Consider the following 20,271-nt stretch of genomic DNA (forward strand, 5'->3'; position numbering starts at 1 on the left):
GGAGCAGCAGAAACTCAATCCGCGATGTCACGAAAGGCCTGCTCGCAGTTCCATCCCATATTTTCATATCAAAAGAACCGGGCCAGGGGCACACCCCGGACCCGGTTCCCTCAATGAGTAGCTCGGAAGATCAGTCCTCATCCTCAGCCACGCGGGAGTGGCTGTAGATCATCTTCATGGAGCAGATGAAGAGCACCAGGCCCAGCAGGATGATGACGCCACCGATCATGAAGACATTGGCGTAGGTCGAAGCCAGGCCCTGCGCGGTGCCGGCCAGGCTGCCCGAACCCATGGATCCGTTGGCCATGAGCTGCCCGAAGAGGGCGACGCCGACAGAGCCGGTGATGGCCTGCAGGAGGTCGTTGAAGCCGAGCACACGGCCGGACTCCTCAGGAGCCACGGTCAGGGTCGCGGTGTCAACGATGGGCTGGTAGAAGAAGGAGGTGCCGAAGTAGTAGATGCAGGGCGCCACAGCCAGGGCCCAGATCTTGCCGGCGGGAATCAGGAAGGCGATGGCGATCAGGCCGCCGCCCATGCAGGCCAGAGCCAGGATGACCGAAGCCTTGCGCCCGATCTTCTGAATGATGGGCCCGGCAGCGAATCCCATGATGCCGGCCAGGATGATGGACCAGACCAGCAGGTTGGAGACCTTGGAGGAGTCGATGCCGTACACGTTCAGACCAATGGCGTTGACGCCCGCGTTCAGGGTGTAGCTGAAGAAGTAGCCGACGAAGATGACGGTCATAGTCATGGCGAAGGCCGGGTTGGTCAGCATCTTCGGAGTGATGAAGGGGTTGCTGGCCTTGTTGACATAGACCAGGAAGGCCACCAGGGTCACGATGCAGGCAATGCCCCAGCCCCAGTTGATGTCGGTGAAGAACATGGTCACCGAAGCGGCGAACAGTCCGATCAGCGTGAAGCCGATTCCGTCGATCTTGACGCCAGCGGCATGCTGGTCGGGCAGGTTCTTGGCCAGGACGGGAATGAAGAAGACGGCCAGGATGCCCACGCCGAAGAGCCAGCGCCAGTCGAGCAGGGTCATGTAGCCGGCCAGGAAGACTCCCAGGGCGGCGGCGAAGCGGAAGACCGCGACGAAGACACCGTACCAGAGCACGCGCTTCTTTTTCTCCACATACTTGGAGACCAGAACCAGGAAGATGGATCCGGAAACCTGCCAGCCGGCCGACTGCACCACGCGGGCGGCGATGACGATCCAGATGCTGAAGGTGCCGAAGCATCCCAGAATCGATCCCAGCACGAAGACAATCGTGCCCAGGATCATCATCTTCTTCAGGGAGACGAAATCGCCCAGGGAGCCGTAGATGACGCAGACGATTCCCAGGATGATGCCGGGCAGCGAGGTGATCAGCGGAGCCAGATTGGCCTGGTTGAGCTGCTTGCCGATGTTCACGTAGATCATGCCGAAGGCCTGCTGCTGGAGCACGCCCAGGGTGAAGATGATCAGGACCACCGGGATGGCCACGCGGGCCATCTTGTTCATTTTCGCGAACTCGGGAGTCCCCTCCTCGGGAACGGGTATGCCGTTCTTCTGCTCCTCGGAGACAGTTGACTCACTCATTTTTTCCTTAGTTTCCTTTCGGTTCTTCTCAATGCGGAAGCTACTGGCGGCGGACCCGGCCGACCCTGTCGACAAAGGCGGAGCGGAATCCATCCACATCCACGTCCACGCAGACGCTGGCGTTGGCCTTGCCGCCGAGGATGCCGTCGTAATCGACTACCGTGGCGCCCAAGGTGAGCGGGCTGGAGATCTCGACATCCACAAAGGCCTCGCGCATGGTGAACAAGTCGGGCTGAAGCAGGACCATGGCGGCGGAGGGGTCATACATCTTGATTCCCTCCTCGATATGTCCGCCGTCGTAGGACCGGAAGAGGGAGGCGACCATGCCGCCCACTTCGCCGGCTGCGTCCAGGTCGTCCAGATCGCCGGCGACCAGATGGGCCTTGCGACCGATGTCCAGGCCAACCATGGTCACAGGCAGCCCGCTACGGAAGACCATCCTGGCAGCCTCAGGATCGACGGAGATGTTGAACTCGCCATAGACCCCGATGTTGCCGCGTCCGGTGGAGCCTCCCATCATGACGATCCGATCGATGTGGTCCTTGACCTCCGGGAAGGTGGCCAGCAGCAGGGCGATATTGGTCAGAGGGCCCAAGGTCAGGATGGTGACTGGCTCATCGCTCTCCAGAAGCACCCGCCGCTCCTCCAGGACCGCATTGTTCTCGGTCAGCAGGCTGGTGTCCGGCTCAGGAAAGACGAATGACCCCATCCCCGACTTGCCGTGGGCTTCGGTGGCGAATCTGTTGTCACGCATGAGCGGGGCCGCCGCGCCACGGGCCACGGGGATGCGCCGGCCCAGGAAGGTCAGCAGCTTCAGGGCATTGTTGGTGGTGTGGCCGATGCCCACATTGCCGGACACCGAGGCTATCAGCCTGATGTCGAAGCCGGGCTCGTCGACCAGCATCGTAATGGCCGCGGCATCATCGATGCCAGGGTCCGTGTCGATGATCAGTGGTCTGGTCATTGCTTCACTCCTTTTGCTCTTGTCGTATCCAAACTCAAATTCCTGCCCCCGCTTTGGCCCGCCGGGCCGCATCGACAAAGGCAGAGACGGTGAAGACCGGGCCCTCCAACCCGACCTGCCGGGCCACCCGGGTGATGGGCGGAGGCGTCACATAGGCCTGCTTGAGCACATCCTCCCGGGCGAAGACCTCCTCGCGGCTGCCATCCAGCAGGACCCGGCCATGTTGCATGAGCACGACCCTGGGGAAGTTGCGGGTGACGAACTTCATGTCGTGGGAAATCGTGATGCAGAGCCTGCCTTGGTCCCGCAGCCGGGCGATGATGGCAGCCAGCCGATCATTGCCGGCCTTGTCCTGCCCGCATGTGGGCTCGTCGAAGACCACGGCACCCGTATCCATCATGAGGACCGAACCGATGGCACAGAACTTCTTCTCGGTGGGACTCAGGTCGAAAGGATGATCGTCCAGCCGGTCCGCCAGGCCCACCAACCCAGCCACCTGCTCCATACGTCGCCCTATCAGATCCTGATCGAACCCCAGCTGCCGGGGACCGAACTCGAATTCCTTACGCACGCTGTCCAGAAAGAGCTGATCGTCGGGATTCTGGAAGACGTACCCCACCTTTCGGGCCCACTGGGCCGTGTCCGCCGTAGCCAGATCGACGCCGTCGATCAGTATCCGGCCGTTGGTCGGCCTGAGGATGCCGTTCAGATGCTTGGCCAGGGTGGTCTTGCCAGCGCCGTTCTGACCAATCAGCGCCACGGGCCGATCACCTTCGAGGGTCAGGTCCACTCCGTCCAGGGCACGATGGCCATGCGGGTAGACATACTCCAGATGCTCCAGGTCGAGCCTCATCGCAGCGCCTCCCGAATCATGCCTACCGCCTGGTCCTCGCGTACGGGCAGATCCGACAGGTCGAATCCTGCGTCCTCCAGACCTCTGCCGAGCTTGACGTAGTCCGGTATGTCAATCCTCCACTTCTCGGCATCGGGATCGGTGAAGACCTCCTCGGGTGTTCCCAGGGCGCGGACCCGGCCTGCACCCAGGACCATGACCTGGTCGGCGCATCGGGCGACCCGCTCCATATCGTGATCGACCATGACTACGGTGATCCCCTCCTGGTTGAGCCGCTTGACAATGTCGAAGATCTCCTCGCTGCCAAGCGGGTCCAGCTGGGCCGTGCATTCGTCCAGGACCAGGATGTCCGGCTCCATGATCAAGGTCGAGCCAAGGGCCACCCGCTGCACCTGTCCGCCGGAAAGCTCCAGGGGGTTCTTGTCGAGCAGGTCCTCGATATGCATAAGAGCAGCCACCCGGGCCACCTTGGCATGCATGGTTTCACGTGAAACCCCATGATTGCCCAGCCCGAAGGCCAGTTCCTCGGCCACGGTCCCTGCCGTATAGGAAAGCTGATTGAAGGGATTCTGAAAGACCAGGCCCACATGTCTGGACAGATCGGCAATGGTCGAAGCGGCTACGTCCCTGTCCTCGATCCGGACGCTTCCCCTGGATTTGCCTACAAAATAGTGCGGAATCAGACCGACCAGGGCATTGCACAGGGTCGATTTGCCCGACCCGTTGGCTCCGACGATACAGAAGAAGCTGCCCTGCTCAACGCTGAAACTCACCCGCTTCAAGGTGGTCCGATTGGCGTCACGGTATCTGAAGGAGAAGTCGTCCACTCGTATGACCTCGGTCATGCCCGACCTCCCCACTGGATTGCCAGGGTGATCAGCCCAGTGCGCGAGAGGCAACCGAGCACCAGGGCCAGCACCAAAAACACGGTGAACAGGATGGTCACCACGGTGTCACTGCGCCGCCAGACCACCTCAAGGTAGCTGGTCTGCCGCACCCCCCGGATGCCGAATCCCCGGGTCTCCAGGGTCATCCCGCGCTCCTGCGAATCCGTCAGGGAAGAAAGGACAACCGGCCCAAGCAGGGGCAAGAAGGCCCGCACCCGGGAAATCAGGCTGCCGCCAGTCTCCAGGCCACGTGCATGCTGGGACTGCTCAATGATCGCAATCCTGCGCTGCATCTGCGGGACCACATTCAGGCTGGCCAGGATCAGGTAGCCTATCTTCGATGGAACGCCGATCTGTGTCAGAGCCGCAACCAGGCGACCCATGTAGGTGGTTTTATTGGTCAGGTAGAAAGACCCCAGGAAGACCAAAAGTGTCACTACGATTCTGGCCGCATAGAGGCTGCCTTCGAGGCCCACTTGGGCGAATCCCAGGTCAAAAATGACCCTGGTATTCCTCGGGCTGTAGCACCCCTGGATGAACAGCAACATGAGCGTGACGGGAATGCCAAACCCAAGCATGACCCCGGAAAAGGGCCTGAGCACCCGAGCCAGGGCCGCTGCGATAAAAAGCGCGACGATAATCCCCAGGCCCAGAGTGAAGTCCGGCCAGACCAAGGTCGCCAGGCCCAAGGAGCACACGCCGACGATCTTGGCCATGGGATGCATGCGGGCCAGTGGAGAATCAGGAATCCGGTTCGAAGCAGGGCCAGGCATCAGCGTTCAGACCTTTGGGTACGTTCACAGTCCAAGTCCGCTGGGTCGCCTGTCGATGGGTCCCGCTCAGATTCCATCGCGCCGTCGATCTTCCCCGGCCGTGCCGAACTCTCCCGACTGGACGCCCCAGTCGCTTCGCGTTCGTCCTCGTCTTCGTCCTCATCCAGGTCATCCAAATCGTCCAGTTCAACCTGGTTATCGCTGCTGTCCAGGGCGTACTGGCTCAGGAAGCGTTTGGGGATTCGTCGCACGATCACATAAGCGATCAGGACGGTAATTCCCTTGTCAATCAGATTCTCCAGCATGGAGGAGGACAGCACCGAGATGACGATGTTCTTGACAGCCACCACAAGTGCAGCCGTGAGGACCGAGGTGCCGTTGACTCCGGTGGCACCTCCGTAGACGAACACGGTGATCAAAGAGGCGGTGACCGTGTTGACCAGGGCGCAGGCCAGCCAGACCAGGACCACTCCCCATATCCGTTTGAAGAGCCCGGCCTTGACCATGTACCCAATCACCAGGCCACACAGAACACTGGAGAGCGCATAGGGCAGATAGACCGGATTGGCCACCAGGGCGAGGAAGACGTTGGTCAGCAGCCCGCACAGGGCGGCCACCCAGGGGCCGGACAGACAGGCGATGACCGTGGTGCCGATCATATCCAGGAAGAGCGGCAGCTTGAGGGTAGAGCTCAGGGTCCCGCCGATGAGGTTGATGCCCACCGCGATGGGTATCAACACCAAGGATTTTGTCGAGAACTGCGCAGTGATCCCTCTCCACAACGATCGCGCGCTCATAATCCGTACCGCCTTTGGTCCTTGAATGTCGATTTCTGCAGATGGCCGTCGCTCACAGCCAGATCCGCATCACCGCTTTGAGAAACCACTTTAGTAAACAACTTTCATTGACAGAGACTATCAACAGCCGCATGGGGTGTCAAATGCGAAACCTCCGACGACGATCCCTCAGGTAAGCTTGATTCGCTAGATCCAGCAGGTCGACAAAGCCGTTCGCCGGAGCTTCAGAGATGAGGAGGACAGGAAACCCCATGAACATCAAGGACATTGCTCAGCTTGCCGGCGTATCCACATCGACGGTCTCCAAGATTGTGAATCACAAGGACGCGAGCATCACAGCCGCCACGCGCGACAGGGTCCTCGAACTGGTCAGGAAGTACCACTACACGCCCTACGGATCCTCCAAGCCCAGCACCACCACCTGGAGAATCGGGGTCCTGCTCAGTTCATCCATCTCCATGGACTCCACCTTGGACGGGATCATCCAGCAGGCACAGAAGTCGGGGTACGGCACCCTGGTTTTCAACAGCTACGGCGATCATGACCAGGAGGAACGCAACATCCTGGCCGCTCTGGAGCATCGGGTGGATGGCATGGTCTGGGAGCCGATCGACCAGACAAGCCTGGCCTTGAAAAGCAGGATCGAGGCAGGAGGAATCCCCGAACTCACCATTGGACCCCTGGGAGACGACCGGGCCGCACTCATGCCCTACGAGGAGGCTGCCTACAGTCTTACTGAAGAGCTGATCAAGCGCCATCACACCAGCATCGCCTGTCTGCTCTCGCCGGGCCGACGGACCCAGAGCTTCCTGCACGGTTATCGTCGCTGCTTGTTCGACCACAACCTCCAGTACCATACCGACATGGTCCTGGAAACCATCGGTGAGGACCTGACCCGGGTCCTGGAGAACCGGCAGGTCACCGGAGTCGTGGCATCCCACTACCACCACGCCCTGGAATTCCTCCAATTCGCCGAATCCATGCATTACCGCCTGCCCCAGGACCTCTCCCTGGTCTCCCTGATGAACGACACCAACGTGCATCTGCGCTACCCGGGCAGCCCGGAGATATCGTCCTACGTCATGCGCAATGCCGATTTTGGCGCCTACCTGTGCCGACGAATCATCCGCTCCATCGAGCATGAGTCCGGTCCAAGCGAGACCTTCGAGCACGTCTTCACCCTGGACGGCGAGAAGACCGTCGGTCGGCCCCCGGACCAACAATGCAAAAAGATCGTGGTGGTCGGCAGCATCAACGTGGACACCTACCTGACCGCCCCCAGCCTGCCCAAGGCGGGTATGACCACCACGACCAGAAACTTCGCCTCCACACCTGGGGGCAAGGCCACCAACCAGGCTGTAGGCGTAGCCAGACTGCAGCATCAGGTTTCCCTGATCGGCAATGTCGGCAGTGATCCGGCTGCAGACTACATTTACAAAACGATGAGGCAAGCCCATGTGGATGCCTCTGGTGTGCGCAGAGTCAGCGGGGCAGACACGGGCAAAGCCTATATCTTCGTCGACAGCAAGGGCGAGTCGATGATCTCCCTGGTGGCGGGCGCCAACGAATCCCTGACCCCGGACGACATCACCGAGCGCGACCAGATCTTCAGAAACACCGGCTACTGCCTGATCCAAACAGAGATCCCCATGGACACTGTCGCCGAGGCCTGCAGAACGGCCAAGCGCCACCAGGCCGCCACCATCGTCAAACCGTCATCCTGCGACCACCTGCCTGAAGACCTGCTGCCTTCAATTGACATCCTGATCCCGAATCTCAACGAGCTGAACACCCTGATACCCGGACCAGAATCCGTGATAGACAAGGCGAAACGGTTCATCGACGGCGGGGTGGGTAAGGTCATCATCACCCTGGGCGAGCGCGGCTGCACCCTGGTCACTGCCAGCGATCACCAGGACTTCCCAGCCCACGAGACCCGAACAATCGACGACACCGGCGCCAGCGATGCCTTCATCAGCGCCCTGGCCGCCTATCTGTGCAACGGATGCTCCCTGGACAAAGCCGCTCACATCGCCAATCTGGCCGCGGGCTTCAGCGTCGCCCACGAAGGTGTCATCCCCTCCCTGATCAACCGCCGCCAGCTGGAGGGCCTGATCGACTGAGCGGCCCAGGCACGAGACCGGTCGGAAGGCTGTGATTGTCCTAGGCCTTGCTCTGGCTCAAGCCGAACGTCCCCAGGTCCTCCGACTGCCGTGCCAATCATCAAGGTCTGCGGTCATGGCCCCGTCTCGGCCTTTTGGCGTGCATCGCCGGTCCAATCACTGCGGATTCCACAGCAGCTGTACCATTCGCCGTTACGCTGCTTCACATTGGCATATATTTACAACCATCGTGACGACCTCGCTGTTCTCATTGTTTGGCATGGTCCGACTTCATGTTTTCATCAACGCTGGATTCCGACGGGGCCGCACGTGCCCCATCACGATAGGCCTCTATAATTCTATGGGGCGCAGAATCCGGAATGGGGGCCATTGATGGCTGCAACTGTTCTGACTTCGGTGCCAACCGCAATACTGCTCATGGCCGCACAGAAACGTATCGTTGCGGAAGTTACAGCAGGTGCGATAAAGGACTGATCTCAAAGGTGAATCAACCAATTGAAAGGGTACCGAATCAATGCAACATTCAACATTTACCACCGATGGCCAAACCCTGAAGTGGACAGGCAACGGCGAATACCTTTGCATCGAGCCCTGGGGATCAGATTCGATACGTGTCCGATCCTCGCAGATGCACGAACCCGAAGACCCGGACTGGGCGCTTTTACGAGACCACCACGAGCCTGCCGATGCGGTGCACATAAGCATCGATGACCAGCGGGGACAAGCCACCATAATCAACGGATCTCTCATGGTCAAGGCGCAGGCTTCGGGCGGCATTGACACAGGCAACGGTTATACCGACAAGTGCCTGCTCAGCTTTTGGCGCACCGACGGCAAGCTGCTCTTCAGTGAGATGAGCGATGGCGGCTCCCTGAATTTAAGAGCGCGTTCTTTCACTCCCATCGTGGGAGGCGACCACCAGGTCAAGGTGACATTCGTGCCTCCGGAAAACGAACGTCTGTACGGCATGGGTGAATATCAACAGAACATCATGAATCTGAAAGGCTGCACGCTCGAACTGGCCCATAGGAACTCGCAAATCTCCATACCCTTCGTCGTCTCCAGCTGTGGATACGGATTCCTCTGGAACAATCCAGCCGTCGGTTCCGTCAGTTTTGGGAAAAACAAGACCCAATGGTCGGCGGACAGCACTCGACAGATTGATTACTGGGTTACAGCCGGTGCCGATTACCGCTCTATTATGGCCCATTACGCAGACGCTACCGGCCATGCTCCTCAGATGCCTGAATGGGGTCTTGGATTTTGGCAGAGCAAGCTTCGCTATTGGAACCAGGATCAATTGCTGGAGGTTGCCAGAGAGTTCAAAAAACGCAACATCCCTCTGGACCTCATTGTCATCGACTTCTTCCATTGGCCTCACATGGGTGATTTCAGGTTCGAGGACGAATTCTGGCCGGATCCCGTCAGCATGAGCAACGAATTGCACAAGATGGGGATCCGACTCATGGTGTCAGTCTGGCCGCAGATAGCACTGACTTCTGAAAACTATCCAGAGATGAAGGCCAAGAATCTGCTGGTGCGAGCAGACCACGGCGAAGACCTCGGCATGATGTTCGAGGGGCCCAGCCAGTTCTACGATGCCACCAACCCTCGAGCCCGCCAATATGTATGGGAGAAATGCCGTGAGCACTACGCCGATGTCGGCGTCGATGCCTTCTGGCTGGATGAAGCCGAACCAGAGTACGGCACTTACGATTTCAGCAATTACCGCTACTGGGCTGGACCTGCTCAGCAGACAGCCAATCTGTATCCGCGGGAATACAACAGGGGGTTCTACGAGGGGCAGCTGGCCTACGGACGCCAGGGGCAGATCGTTAACCTCACCAGATGCGCTTGGGCCGGATCCCAGCAATATGGGGCTCTTGTATGGTCGGGCGATGTGGCGTCCACCTTCGAGGCGTTCAGAGCACAAATCACCTGCGCTATCCATATGGGCATGGCCGGCATTCCTTGGTTCACCACCGACCTGGGTGGCTTCCACAATGGCGATATCGACGATCCCACCTTCCGTGAACTGTTATTGAGGTGGGCGCAATTTTCCTGCTTCTCGCCCGTCATGCGCAATCACGGTGACCGTAGCCAGCATCACCCCGACGGGACCACCAAGACTGCCATCACTACAGCGCGAGGCGAACGGCGACTACCGTCCGGAGCGAGCAATGAACCATGGAGCTACGGCAAGTCCGTCGAAGACATCTATGTCAAGTTCATCAAGATCCGAGAACATCTTCGCCCTTATTTGCGTGAGCTGTTTGCTCAAGCGCATGAGGATGGGCAGCCGCTCATAAGGGGGCTGTTCTACGAATTCCCCCATGACGACGCTGCCTCTGACATCGCCGACGAGTATATGCTCGGACCCGATCTGCTGGTAGCCCCCGTGACAGAGGAAGGAGCCAGATCTCGACAGGTCTACCTGCCTGGGGACGCGACTACACAATGGCAGGATCTTCGCGACGGAGCCATGTACGACGGAGGCCAGACGATCACCGCAGAAGCCCCACTGGATACCCTGCCAGTATTCGCCAGAGACAGCAGAAGCCACGAGCTGCTGGGCATGCTCTGATATATCCGTCATTCGCATCGGGTCAGGACCGCTCGTCCTGGCCCGACTTCTTATTCAAGGCATGATTCATCCCGTTCCCAGTTCCATTGAACTTTCATGCTCATATTCTTCACTGCGCAACGTTCGCTCAGGGAGTTTGCCAAGTCATCGGGTAGCGAATCACCGAGTGACGAACCGTAAAGAGCCCATCTTCTGGAAGCCGGTTGTAACGTAAACGAGAAATGGAGCAATAGGCCAATAAACGGATGCCGATGACCACGATTTCTGCCAGCATCAATTCCAACCGGCCTGGTCAGCAACTGGCACCGGAGCCCCTGATAGACTTGCTCATAGCCCTCAAAGAGCGAATGATGATGTCCAAAGTGCTCTGCGAAAATGACTAACTAGCACGCAATAGCCGTACCTATGGCCAGATAGGATTCGAGATACAGAAAGGGGAACGATGGCTCAAACAGTACGCGTCAATGTTCCCCGCACCATCCTCGATTGGGTCATATCCATAGGCGCTGAAGACCGTCTAGGTGAAGAACAACGTCAGAATATTGACGCATGGAAACAGGGCACCAAACGGCCTACTGTCTCTCAGCTACATGACATCAGTGACAAGTTGCACGTGCCATTCGGCTACTTCTTCATGGATGAGCCCATTGATGATACGCCACCCGTCTATGCCAAACGCACTGTCGGCAGCCAGCAGCCACAAGGACATCCTTCCCGAGATCTTGTGGACACCATTGACCAGATGACCGCCATTCAGGACTGGGCGAGGCAAGACCGTATCGATAATGAAGGCACCCGACTGGAACAGGTGGGTTCCCGGACCATCAATGACGACAGCAACCTTATCGCCGAGGATATTCGTCGAGCTCTGAAGATTGATGAACATTGGTATCGCAAATCCGACCTGCATAAACCAGCTAAGGCTTTCAAACTACTGCGCGAGCGCGCTGAGGGCACCGGGATTCTCATCATGCAGAACGGAGTAGTCGGCAACAACGCCAGCAGACCACTCGACCCCAAAGAATTTCGGGCTTTTGCACTCATCGATCCATACGCCCCATTGATATTTATCAACAAGACTGACGAGCCCGAAACCGCTCGCCTCTTCTCCCTGGTGCATGAGCTGGCACATGTTTGGCTGGGAGCTGATGAATTATACAATGACACCGCCCTACCCACCGGAATCACCAGGCTTGAACAGGTCTGCAATGAAGTAGCGACGGCCATATTGTTGCCAGACGAAGACTTCCTGGAAGCATGGCAGAGCATTCCGAACGATACCACATTGGACGAGCGGATGAAAGAACTAAAAAAGCGCTTCCCTGTCTCCCATACCGCTTTGGCCCTTCGCGCCCTGAAACATAAGCTGATCAGCCAGGAAACCTTCCAGAAATGCAACCAGGCCGCCCAAACCTGGTCAGAAGAAACTGAAAATAAGCAAGGTTCCCCAGACTTTTATGACACCGAACTGAGCAGATTCGATTCCCGATTCCTGGAACGGCTAGCAAGCAGCGTGGACAAAGGGGGAACCACATATTTAGATGCCTATCGCCTCATGGGTATCACAGGCGACACTTTCACCAAGCTCATGAAAAGAGCCGTCTCATGATGCAGCCATCATTCATGGATTCGCCCTATCTTATTGATGCAAACTGCCTGATCGAACCATACAACCGGTACTACAGCCCTCAGTTTGCTTTGTCGAAACCGTTCTGGAATCATCTACATGATCTGGTCAACGAGGGCCAAGTGACAATCATCGACAAAGTTCGCGACGAGGTATATGGTCACAACTGTCCGGAAGTCGATGTCTGGTTGGACGCAGTAAAAAGCATTATGGTCGCCTGCGAGAAAGAGGATGGCATTGTAGAAGCGTATGGGACAGTGCTCAACCAGATTGCCCGCCCCGAAAACGGTTACCAACCTACAGCGGTACGTGAATGGGCTGACAGAGATATCGCCGACCCCTGGTTGATTGCCACGGCCAAGTTTTACGGCGCTACCATCGTCACTTTCGAGCAATCCCAAGCTGAATCGGATCGCCCGTGGAGACATCCCAAGATTCCGACTGTCGCCTCCCAGCTCACGGTTAACACTGTGGGCCTATTCGCTTTCATGCAGGACGTTGGAGGATTCTGAAGATTCAGACGACAAAGCCTGCTTCACTTTCTATCTCGCCCTTATCTCCAGACGCGTCATCGCCTAGAGTAGATGCAAGGAAGCACCGCAGCATCAAGATACCAAAGGAGCGGCCATCATGAGGCCAATGTCGGACTATGCCAAGGACCTGCAGCACTCGGGCATGGTCGCCCGCGATCTGGACGAGACCATCGACTTCTACACCGACAAACTCGGGTTCGAGCTGGTCGGCATCTACCCCAACGGAGAGAATCGCTGCGCCTTTCTGCGTCTGGGCCATCTGACCATCGAAACCTGGGAGGGCGAGCCTGCGCCCATGCGCACCGGGGCCATCAACCACTGGGCACTGGACGCGCCAGACATCGATGCTGCTTACGAGCATGCCCTGGAGATGGGGTTGAACATCAGAGAGGACTCCATCCAGTCCATTCCCACCTTCTGGCAGCACGGAATCCGCTACTTCAACGTCATTGGCCCCAACCAGGAGACCATCGAGTTCTGCCAGATTCTCTGAATGCCATCCGATCAGGCTGCAAGAAGACACAGCCGGACGTGCGAATCCTGTATACAGCGAGCGCAGAGCTCCATACGGGCAATCCCATGTGAGTAATGAGACACATTTATCTGCAACCTGCAAGGAACTGAATTCACCCGAATTTCCCTAGAAACCAGCCACTTCCGACACAAAACCCCTTTCAATGTGACCCGTATTTCTCCACTAAAATGAGCATTGCGTCCAATGCGGGGCGCCCGATAATGAAAGAAGTTTCTCATGACGAACATTGAGAATGTCACGGTGGCCGGCGGCGGGGTGCTGGGCAGCCAGATCGCCTTCCAATCAGCCTTCAAGGGCAAGAAAGTCACAATCTACGACATCAATGATGAGGCCATTGCAGCGGCGGAACAGCGGATCAAGAACCGTCGCGACCTCTACAAGCATGACATCAATGCCACCGACGAGCAGTTCGATGCTGGCCTGAATAACCTGAGCTACAGCGCAGACCTGGCCGAAGCCGTCAAGGACGCCGACCTGGTCATCGAAGCTGTCCCCGAGAAACCCTCCATCAAGCACAACTTCTATCAGAGCCTGGCCAAGGTAGCCCCTGAGAAGACCATCTTCGCCAGCAACTCCTCCACCTACGTGCCCAGCACCTATGCCGCAGACACCGGTCGTCCGGCCAAGTTCCTCTGCCTTCACTTCGCCAATCACGTGTGGCGCATGAACACCGCCGAGATTATGGGTTCCGACCAGACCGACCCCGACATCTTCAATGAGATTGTCGACTATGCCAAGGAAATCGGCATGGTCCCCATCCCACTCCACAAGGAGCAGCCCGGGTACATCCTCAACAGCCTGCTGGTCCCCTTCCTGGAGGATGCCGGCTACCTCTGGGGCAACGACATAGCAGACCCTGAAACCATCGACAAGACCTGGATGATCGGCACTGGCTCGCCCGTCGGCCCCTTCGGCGCCTATGACGCGGTCGGCCTGCGGACCATCTACAACATCATCGAGGAACAGAAAGGCGACGACCCTGACTTCAAGCCCTTCCTGGAGAAGGTCCGGAAGATGCTCGACGAGGGGAAGACCGGCAGTGACGCAGGCCACGGATTCTATGATTATCCGAACCCGCGTTACAAGGATGAGGACTTCCTCAAGGCCTGATCGTCTGTCTGCTGCATCTGTGAGTCAGGTCCCGTCCAAGACCTGGCTCTACTATGGAAGAACGTATCCAAGGATGGATACCACAAATGAAAGAGGTTTCTATGACGAACATTCATAATGTCACGGTTGCCGGCGGTGGGGTGCTTGGCAGCCAGATCGCCTATCAATCAGCCTTCAAGGGCAAGAAAGTGACGATCTACGACATCAACGATCAGGCTGTGGCAGCCGCAGAGGAGCGTGTCAAGAACCTGCGCGATTCCTACAAGCGCGACATCAACGCCACTGATGAGCAGTTCGATGCCGGACTGAACAACATGTCCTTTACCGCCGACATGGCCGAGGCTGTCAAGAACGCTGACCTGGTCATCGAAGCTGTCCCCGAGAAGCCCTCCATCAAGCACGACTTCTACCAGAGCCTGGCCAAGCTGGCGCCCGAGGACACCATCTTCACCAGCAACTCCTCCACCTACGTGCCCAGCACCTTCGCGCCTGACACGGGCAGACCGGACAAGTTCCTGAACATGCACTTTGCCAACCAGGTCTGGCTGAACAACACCGCAGAGATCATGGGCTCCGAGCAGACCGACCCCAAGGTCTTCAACGAGATCGTGGACTATGCCAAGGAAATCGGCATGGTCCCCATCGTCCTGAAGAAGGAGCAGCCCGGATACGTCCTGAACACCCTTCTCATCCCCCTGCTGAACGCCGCCGCCCACCTCTGGGGACACGACATCGCAGACCCGGAGACGGTGGACAAGACCTGGATGATCGGCACGGGCGCCCCGATGGGACCCTTTGCCATCTTTGACGTTGTGGGGCTGCGGACGGCCTTCAACATCACCAAGGAGCAGCAGGGCGACAACCCTGACTTCAAGCCCTTCATGGATAAGATCCAGAAGATGATGGATGAGGGCAAGACCGGCAAGGATTCGGGAGAAGGGTTCTACACCTATCCCAACCCCGCCTTTGCTGATCCTGACTTCCTGAAGGCCTGACAGGACAGCTCTTCTATCAATAGAGCCCGCCCATTAGGGGACCACGTCGCGAGGCCCCCTAATGGGCGGGTTCGCTTTGCCGATCTTCAAGCTGCTCAGGAAGCGATCCGACTACATACCCAACACAATCCTTATACCAATCATGGGCGCACAATGTGGACGACCCACTATCGGCGCAGCATTCTCTACCAGTGCCAGGACGGCAACCCTCAAGCCAGGCCCCTCCTCGACAGACTTCTATTACCACCCTGATCCCAACTACTGGTACCCCGAATTTCCAAGGTTAGAGTCGAATCCTGCTAAGTGGGCCACGAGGCTGGAGCATGGCCTTTCACGGCTTACAACAGGGGGCGTGGTAAGCTGTATATTTATGGCATTTTTGTGAAAACCGCTAAAGGAAGAGGCAGACAGGGAAATCACAAAGGCGGAAAAGACGAACAACGGCCTAGTGGCCGGAGAAGGAATAATGGCAGAGGACGATAAAATTTCGGCTGCAGCTAGCGGCCAGCACGAGCAGAAACAGCGTGATCGACAGACAACCAAGCAGCTGAAGAAGCAGCAGGCCGCGGAAAAACGCAAGGCCCGCAAGCAGAATCCCAGACCGCATCGCGGTTGGAGCGAGCGCCTGCATCTGACCGACATCAACGTGGTGGACAGGTCCACCCTCAAGCGGGCCATCGCCGGCACCGTGGTCGGCAACTTCATGGAATGGTACGACGTGGGGGTCTACGGCTACCTGGCGGTGACCATCGGCCGCGTCTTCCTGTCCGACGCATCCGATGCCGTACAGCGGCTCTTCTCCTTGGGCGTCTTCGCCGTCACCTTCGTCGCCCGTCCCCTGGGTGGAGTGGTCCTGGGCCAGCTGGGCGACAAGATCGGCCGCCAACGCATTCTGGCCTTCACCCTGCTGAGCATGTCCGCAGCCACCCTGCTGATCGGCCTTCTACCCGGCTATGCGGCCGTCGGCCCGCTGGCACCCATCCTGCTCATCCTGCTCAAGCTGATCCAGGGCTTCTCCACAGGCGGCGAGTACGCGGGCGCCTCGACCATGGTCACCGAATATTCCCCTGACCGGCACCGTGGCTTCTTCGCCTCCCTGCTGGACGTGGGATCCTACCTGGGCTACGCCTTCGGAGCAGCCTTGGTCTCCCTGCTGGAGTTCTCCATTTCCCCGGAAGCCATGCTGGCCTGGGGCTGGCGCATCCCCTTCATCATCGCCCTGCCGCTGGCTGCCATCGCGGTCTACTTCCGGGCCAAGGTCCAGGACACACCTGCCTTCCGCCAGGCCCAGGATGCCAGCGCCGAAAAGACCAAGAGCCAACACAAGAGCCTGCTGGACCTAATCCGCGGCTACTGGCGGGAACTGCTCATGGCCTTCATCCTGGTCGCCGCGGCCAACACCCTGAGCTACACGCTGACCGCCTACATGCCCACCTACCTGTCAGGCACCCTGCACTACAACACGGCCCAGGCCAACCTGCTCTCCCTGCCGGTCCTGCTTATGGTGGCCTGCTGCATCCCCATCACCGGAGCCCTTTCCGACCGCTTCGGACGCAAGAAGGTGCTGTTCATGGGCGCATTCACCGGACTATGCCTGTCCCTGCCGGCCTTCCGACTGCTGGAGCACGAGACCACGGGCGCCGTCTTCGGCGGACTGGTCCTGCTGGCCATCCCGGTCATCTTCTTCGTGGCCAACCTGGCATCCACCCTGCCGGCCCTCTTCCCCACCGCTTCCCGTTACGGCGGCATGGGACTGTCATACAACCTGGCTGTGGCCGTCTTCGGCGGCACCGCACCTGTCATCATGGAAGGACTGGTGACCGCGACCGGCAAGTCCCTAGCACCCGCCTACTGGATCATGTTCACCTCCACCTGCGGTCTGATTACCGTGCTCTTCCTGGCGGAGACCGCCCGGCGCCCCATGCCCGGCACCCTGCCCACCGTGCTCAACCGGCAGGAGGCACGCGACCTGGTGGCCACCCAGGACCGCAATCCCGACCTGGATGTAAAGACCATCATCAAGGATGCCGAAGAGAGTGGCGTGCGCAAGACACCGAAAAAGCTGGCTGCCGAAATGATGAAAAAACTGGGCAGCAACAAATCAACTAGAGGAACAAAATAAAAGGGCGCGAAAGCTTCTCTACTTTGATACAAAATGGATTGTCGGCTCCGGAGACAGACCCAGAGCCGACAATCTATTAGCCTCAATTAGCTTAAGAACGCAACAGTATCTCAGTCAAGGCCGATTGAACCGACCGTGGCACTGCCGAAGGCACCCCCTGTTCGCCGCCAGGGAATCCAGCTTGCAGGGTATCCAAACCCGCAAGCGCATCCACTCCTTGCCTGGACACCATATCCGCGAGCTGATCTTTAACTTCAAAAGAGATCTGCGCTCTCTTTAAGACCGCACCGGCGTCATGCATCGCGGGGTTGCTTGCCAACTCAGCCCGCTCAGGCAATATTTCAACTTTGGAGCCTACTGGCACCCTACCTAGATCAAGCCAGACTGTCAGTGTTGATTCGTCATATGTCGTTGGGACTTTCCTCACACTCCTGTCAATCCGCACCTTGCAATCCGTAGGTGCCCAACCGCGCAAAGCTACTTTCCAATGCCTGTAAGATGGCAAGGCTTCAACGCATCCATTAACAGCATCTATCGTGACTACGCCGCCGGAAGACCAATTAAGGCGGATGGCGGTCCTTGCAGCACCCGCCTCCCGTTCAGCCTTGTCAAGATCGGGAGAAACAGGGAAACGTCCAGCATCCTCGATCAAGGTGAAGCAACCGTCTGCACCAGGGAAAACCATCAGGACCATCTGTTCGGGGTTGCCAGACAGAGGATGGCAACCGACCGATAGTTCCTTCCTAGTTTCCGCCCTAGGTTTGCAACGTCCAACAGAATAGCTGTCAGGAGAGGAAACGCTCTCTCCACCCGGGGCTTCATAGGCAGGCCCTAAAGGAATAATTCCTCCGGCTTTTGCCAAGACCGGTACCCTGTCGATTGTCCGCCACAGGCTCAACCTGCGACCTTGCGGATCACCAGCTTGGTAATGACGACCGTCCATGCAATCAAACCAGTCCCCAGAAGGCAGCCAGGTTAGGCTCTCCCCCATTCTGGTAATGGCATCAACAGGCTGCAAGATCGGAGAAACCAGAATCTGGCTGCCAAACCAATATTCGCCGGGAAACGCATAAGCATCTTCGCATTCTGGATCTTCCCAGTAAAGAGGCTGGACCAAGGGGAGCCCTTCATATGCCGCCCGCCAGTTCATTGTATAGAGATAGGGTATCAGCGCCTGTCGTAAGCGCAAGGCATTCTCCATAGCGCCTCGGTAGGGCTGAGGATATTCCCAGGGCTCCTTCCCTTCGAACGGCGAAGCTGATGAGTGCAGACGGTTGATGGGACTAAAGGTACCCAACTGATACCATCTGGCCTCCAGCTCGTCATCCCGACACCCTTTCATATGGCCGCCAATATCATGACTCCACCAGCCAAAACCGATGTTGCTGGCAGTCGCAGTGAAGTAAGGCTGGAACTTCAGTGAATTCCAAGTGACAATGGTGTCGCCAGAGAATCCTATAGGGTACCGATGCGACCCAGGACCGGCATACCTGGAAAGAATCAGGGGCCAATGACCGAAACGCGCACTGTCTAAGTAATGGAAGTGATTAAGCATCCACAAGGGGTCCAACCCCGGCACCCGAGTCACACCCCCCTGCTGCCAGTCCAGCCACCAAAAATCTACCCCCTGGGACTCCAGCTGATGATGCATTTGCAGGTAAGCCTTGAGGAAGCGGATATTCGTGAGATCGAACATAATCGGATCTCCCTTGTCTGCGTCCACCCCCAATGTCCGTGCCATATCAGCATAGGGCTTCTCGAATGCTCTAATCCCATCTCTAGGATGAACATTGAGAGAAACACGCAAATCCCGCTTATGAAGAGAATGGAGGAAACTCTCAGGGTCCGGAATCAGCTGTCGATTCCAGGTATATCCAGTCCATCCGGACCCGTACTTGGGATCAACTGAATCCGTCAAATGCCAATCCATGTCCATGACGGCGACGGTGAATGGTAACCGAGATGCTCGGAAACGATCCATAAGACCTAGATACTCCGCTGAAGTATAGGGGTGGAAACGGCTCCACCAGTTTCCAAGAGCCCACCGTGGAAGAAGCGGAACAGGTCCGGTTAACTGGTAAAAATCCGCCAGGGCCTCCCGATAACGATGGCCATAGGCAAACAGATAGATATCTATCTCCTTGTTTTCCCTGGGGGTGATCCAATGACCATACGGATCTTTCTCCCCCCCAGCCTGGTCAGTACGAACAATAAGGTTCGAAGATGAATCGTCCAGAATGGCCCACCCATCGCGGGAAATGACACCGTCTCCCAATTCGATTGATCCATCAGCCTCGTCAAGAGTTCTCGCTGTCCCACGCAGGTTATGCAGGGAATCATCACCGAAATGCCAAGTGTTGAACTGATTGGAAACCCCTTTCACCATGGCACTGAGCCCCTCCTTGGCAAAGGAGTTGTAATCATATTCCAGCCTTAGTGCTGGCGTATCAATGACAAGCTGTTCATCTCCTTTTATTACACGCGCATGGATTTGGTCTGGATCGGTGAAGTTTCTGTTGATTACAGTTTGAGTGGCCTGGTCTTCGAAGTCCCCTTTCGCAGACCATTCCAGCCTGATCAGGGAATCGCTCAGAATCCCTATCCTCCAGCAATCCCCACAGATGGTCCACCTGGCATTCATGGTTGGCTTAAGCTTGTTATTAAAAGCAGAAAAGCCTCGATATGAGTCATCTATTCCCCGCATAGAATAATTCCTTCCTCTGTTTTCTTATATCCAGACCCGCATCAAAAGAGCTTCCATGTAAAGAACCGGAAACCTGCTCCATTTA

Annotated in this window: 14 protein-coding genes and 1 pseudogene; 8 read left to right on the plus strand and 7 right to left on the minus strand. The window is 57.6% G+C overall.

Annotated features, from left to right (window positions below):
* Positions 1 to 130: 130 nt before the first annotated feature.
* The 6 genes and pseudogenes from JF70_RS07945 to JF70_RS07970 form a co-directional block, all read right to left on the minus strand.
* Positions 131 to 1,579 carry an MFS transporter gene (locus tag JF70_RS07945; protein WP_015022602.1) on the minus strand — a complete coding sequence of 483 codons (1,449 nt, stop codon included), beginning with the start codon at positions 1,577 to 1,579 and terminating at the stop codon, positions 131 to 133.
* A 40-nt stretch (positions 1,580 to 1,619) separates the two neighbouring features.
* Positions 1,620 to 2,543: a nucleoside hydrolase gene (locus JF70_RS07950; protein ID WP_045935907.1), complete on the minus strand. Its 924-nt coding sequence runs from the start codon at positions 2,541 to 2,543 to the stop codon at positions 1,620 to 1,622.
* Between the two features lie 34 nt (positions 2,544 to 2,577).
* Positions 2,578 to 3,396 carry an energy-coupling factor ABC transporter ATP-binding protein gene (locus JF70_RS07955; protein WP_045935908.1) on the minus strand — a complete coding sequence of 273 codons (819 nt, stop codon included), beginning with the start codon at positions 3,394 to 3,396 and terminating at the stop codon, positions 2,578 to 2,580.
* Positions 3,393 to 4,241: an energy-coupling factor ABC transporter ATP-binding protein gene (locus JF70_RS07960; protein WP_045935909.1), complete on the minus strand. Its 849-nt coding sequence runs from the start codon at positions 4,239 to 4,241 to the stop codon at positions 3,393 to 3,395. Before JF70_RS07960 ends, JF70_RS07955 begins: the two co-directional genes overlap by 4 nt.
* Positions 4,238 to 5,056, minus strand: a complete 819-nt coding sequence (locus JF70_RS07965; protein ID WP_045935910.1) for an energy-coupling factor transporter transmembrane component T — start codon at positions 5,054 to 5,056, stop codon at positions 4,238 to 4,240. Before JF70_RS07965 ends, JF70_RS07960 begins: the two co-directional genes overlap by 4 nt.
* Before the next feature lie 146 nt (positions 5,057 to 5,202).
* Positions 5,203 to 5,853 (minus strand): annotated as a pseudogene (locus tag JF70_RS07970) (ECF transporter S component); the annotation flags it as partial.
* Between the two features lie 251 nt (positions 5,854 to 6,104).
* On the opposite strand from JF70_RS07970, the gene JF70_RS07975 reads away from it, so the two are divergent.
* From JF70_RS07975 to JF70_RS08010, 8 genes are all read left to right on the plus strand, one after another.
* On the plus strand, positions 6,105 to 7,976 hold the full coding sequence (locus tag JF70_RS07975; protein WP_045935912.1) for a PfkB family carbohydrate kinase: 1,872 nt from the start codon (positions 6,105 to 6,107) through the stop codon (positions 7,974 to 7,976).
* Between the two features lie 514 nt (positions 7,977 to 8,490).
* A complete protein-coding gene (locus tag JF70_RS07980) occupies positions 8,491 to 10,560 on the plus strand; it encodes a glycoside hydrolase family 31 protein (protein ID WP_045935913.1) in 2,070 nt (689 codons plus the stop codon).
* A 442-nt stretch (positions 10,561 to 11,002) separates the two neighbouring features.
* Entirely contained in the window at positions 11,003 to 12,169 is a 1,167-nt protein-coding gene (locus JF70_RS07985) for an ImmA/IrrE family metallo-endopeptidase (protein ID WP_045935914.1), read from the plus strand.
* Positions 12,166 to 12,699: a DUF4411 family protein gene (locus JF70_RS07990; protein ID WP_045935915.1), complete on the plus strand. Its 534-nt coding sequence runs from the start codon at positions 12,166 to 12,168 to the stop codon at positions 12,697 to 12,699. Before JF70_RS07985 ends, JF70_RS07990 begins: the two co-directional genes overlap by 4 nt.
* A 118-nt stretch (positions 12,700 to 12,817) precedes the next feature.
* Positions 12,818 to 13,213 carry a VOC family protein gene (locus tag JF70_RS07995; protein ID WP_029678320.1) on the plus strand — a complete coding sequence of 132 codons (396 nt, stop codon included), beginning with the start codon at positions 12,818 to 12,820 and terminating at the stop codon, positions 13,211 to 13,213.
* Between the two features lie 258 nt (positions 13,214 to 13,471).
* On the plus strand, positions 13,472 to 14,365 hold the full coding sequence (locus tag JF70_RS08000) for a 3-hydroxyacyl-CoA dehydrogenase (RefSeq protein WP_045935917.1): 894 nt from the start codon (positions 13,472 to 13,474) through the stop codon (positions 14,363 to 14,365).
* A gap of 101 nt (positions 14,366 to 14,466) precedes the next feature.
* Entirely contained in the window at positions 14,467 to 15,360 is an 894-nt protein-coding gene (locus tag JF70_RS08005; protein ID WP_045935918.1) for a 3-hydroxyacyl-CoA dehydrogenase, read from the plus strand.
* A 466-nt stretch (positions 15,361 to 15,826) separates the two neighbouring features.
* Positions 15,827 to 17,482: an MFS transporter gene (locus tag JF70_RS08010; RefSeq protein WP_045935919.1), complete on the plus strand. Its 1,656-nt coding sequence runs from the start codon at positions 15,827 to 15,829 to the stop codon at positions 17,480 to 17,482.
* A 91-nt stretch (positions 17,483 to 17,573) separates the two neighbouring features.
* Here the strand turns inward: JF70_RS08010 and JF70_RS08015 are convergent, their stop codons facing one another.
* The gene (locus tag JF70_RS08015) at positions 17,574 to 20,186 is read right to left on the minus strand and encodes a glycoside hydrolase family 31 protein (protein ID WP_231578905.1); all 2,613 of its coding nucleotides are present in this window, start codon (positions 20,184 to 20,186) and stop codon (positions 17,574 to 17,576) included.
* Positions 20,187 to 20,271: the final 85 nt, after the last annotated feature.

The organism is Bifidobacterium mellis, assembly GCF_000967265.1.
GTDB lineage: Bacteria > Actinomycetota > Actinomycetes > Actinomycetales > Bifidobacteriaceae > Bombiscardovia > Bombiscardovia mellis.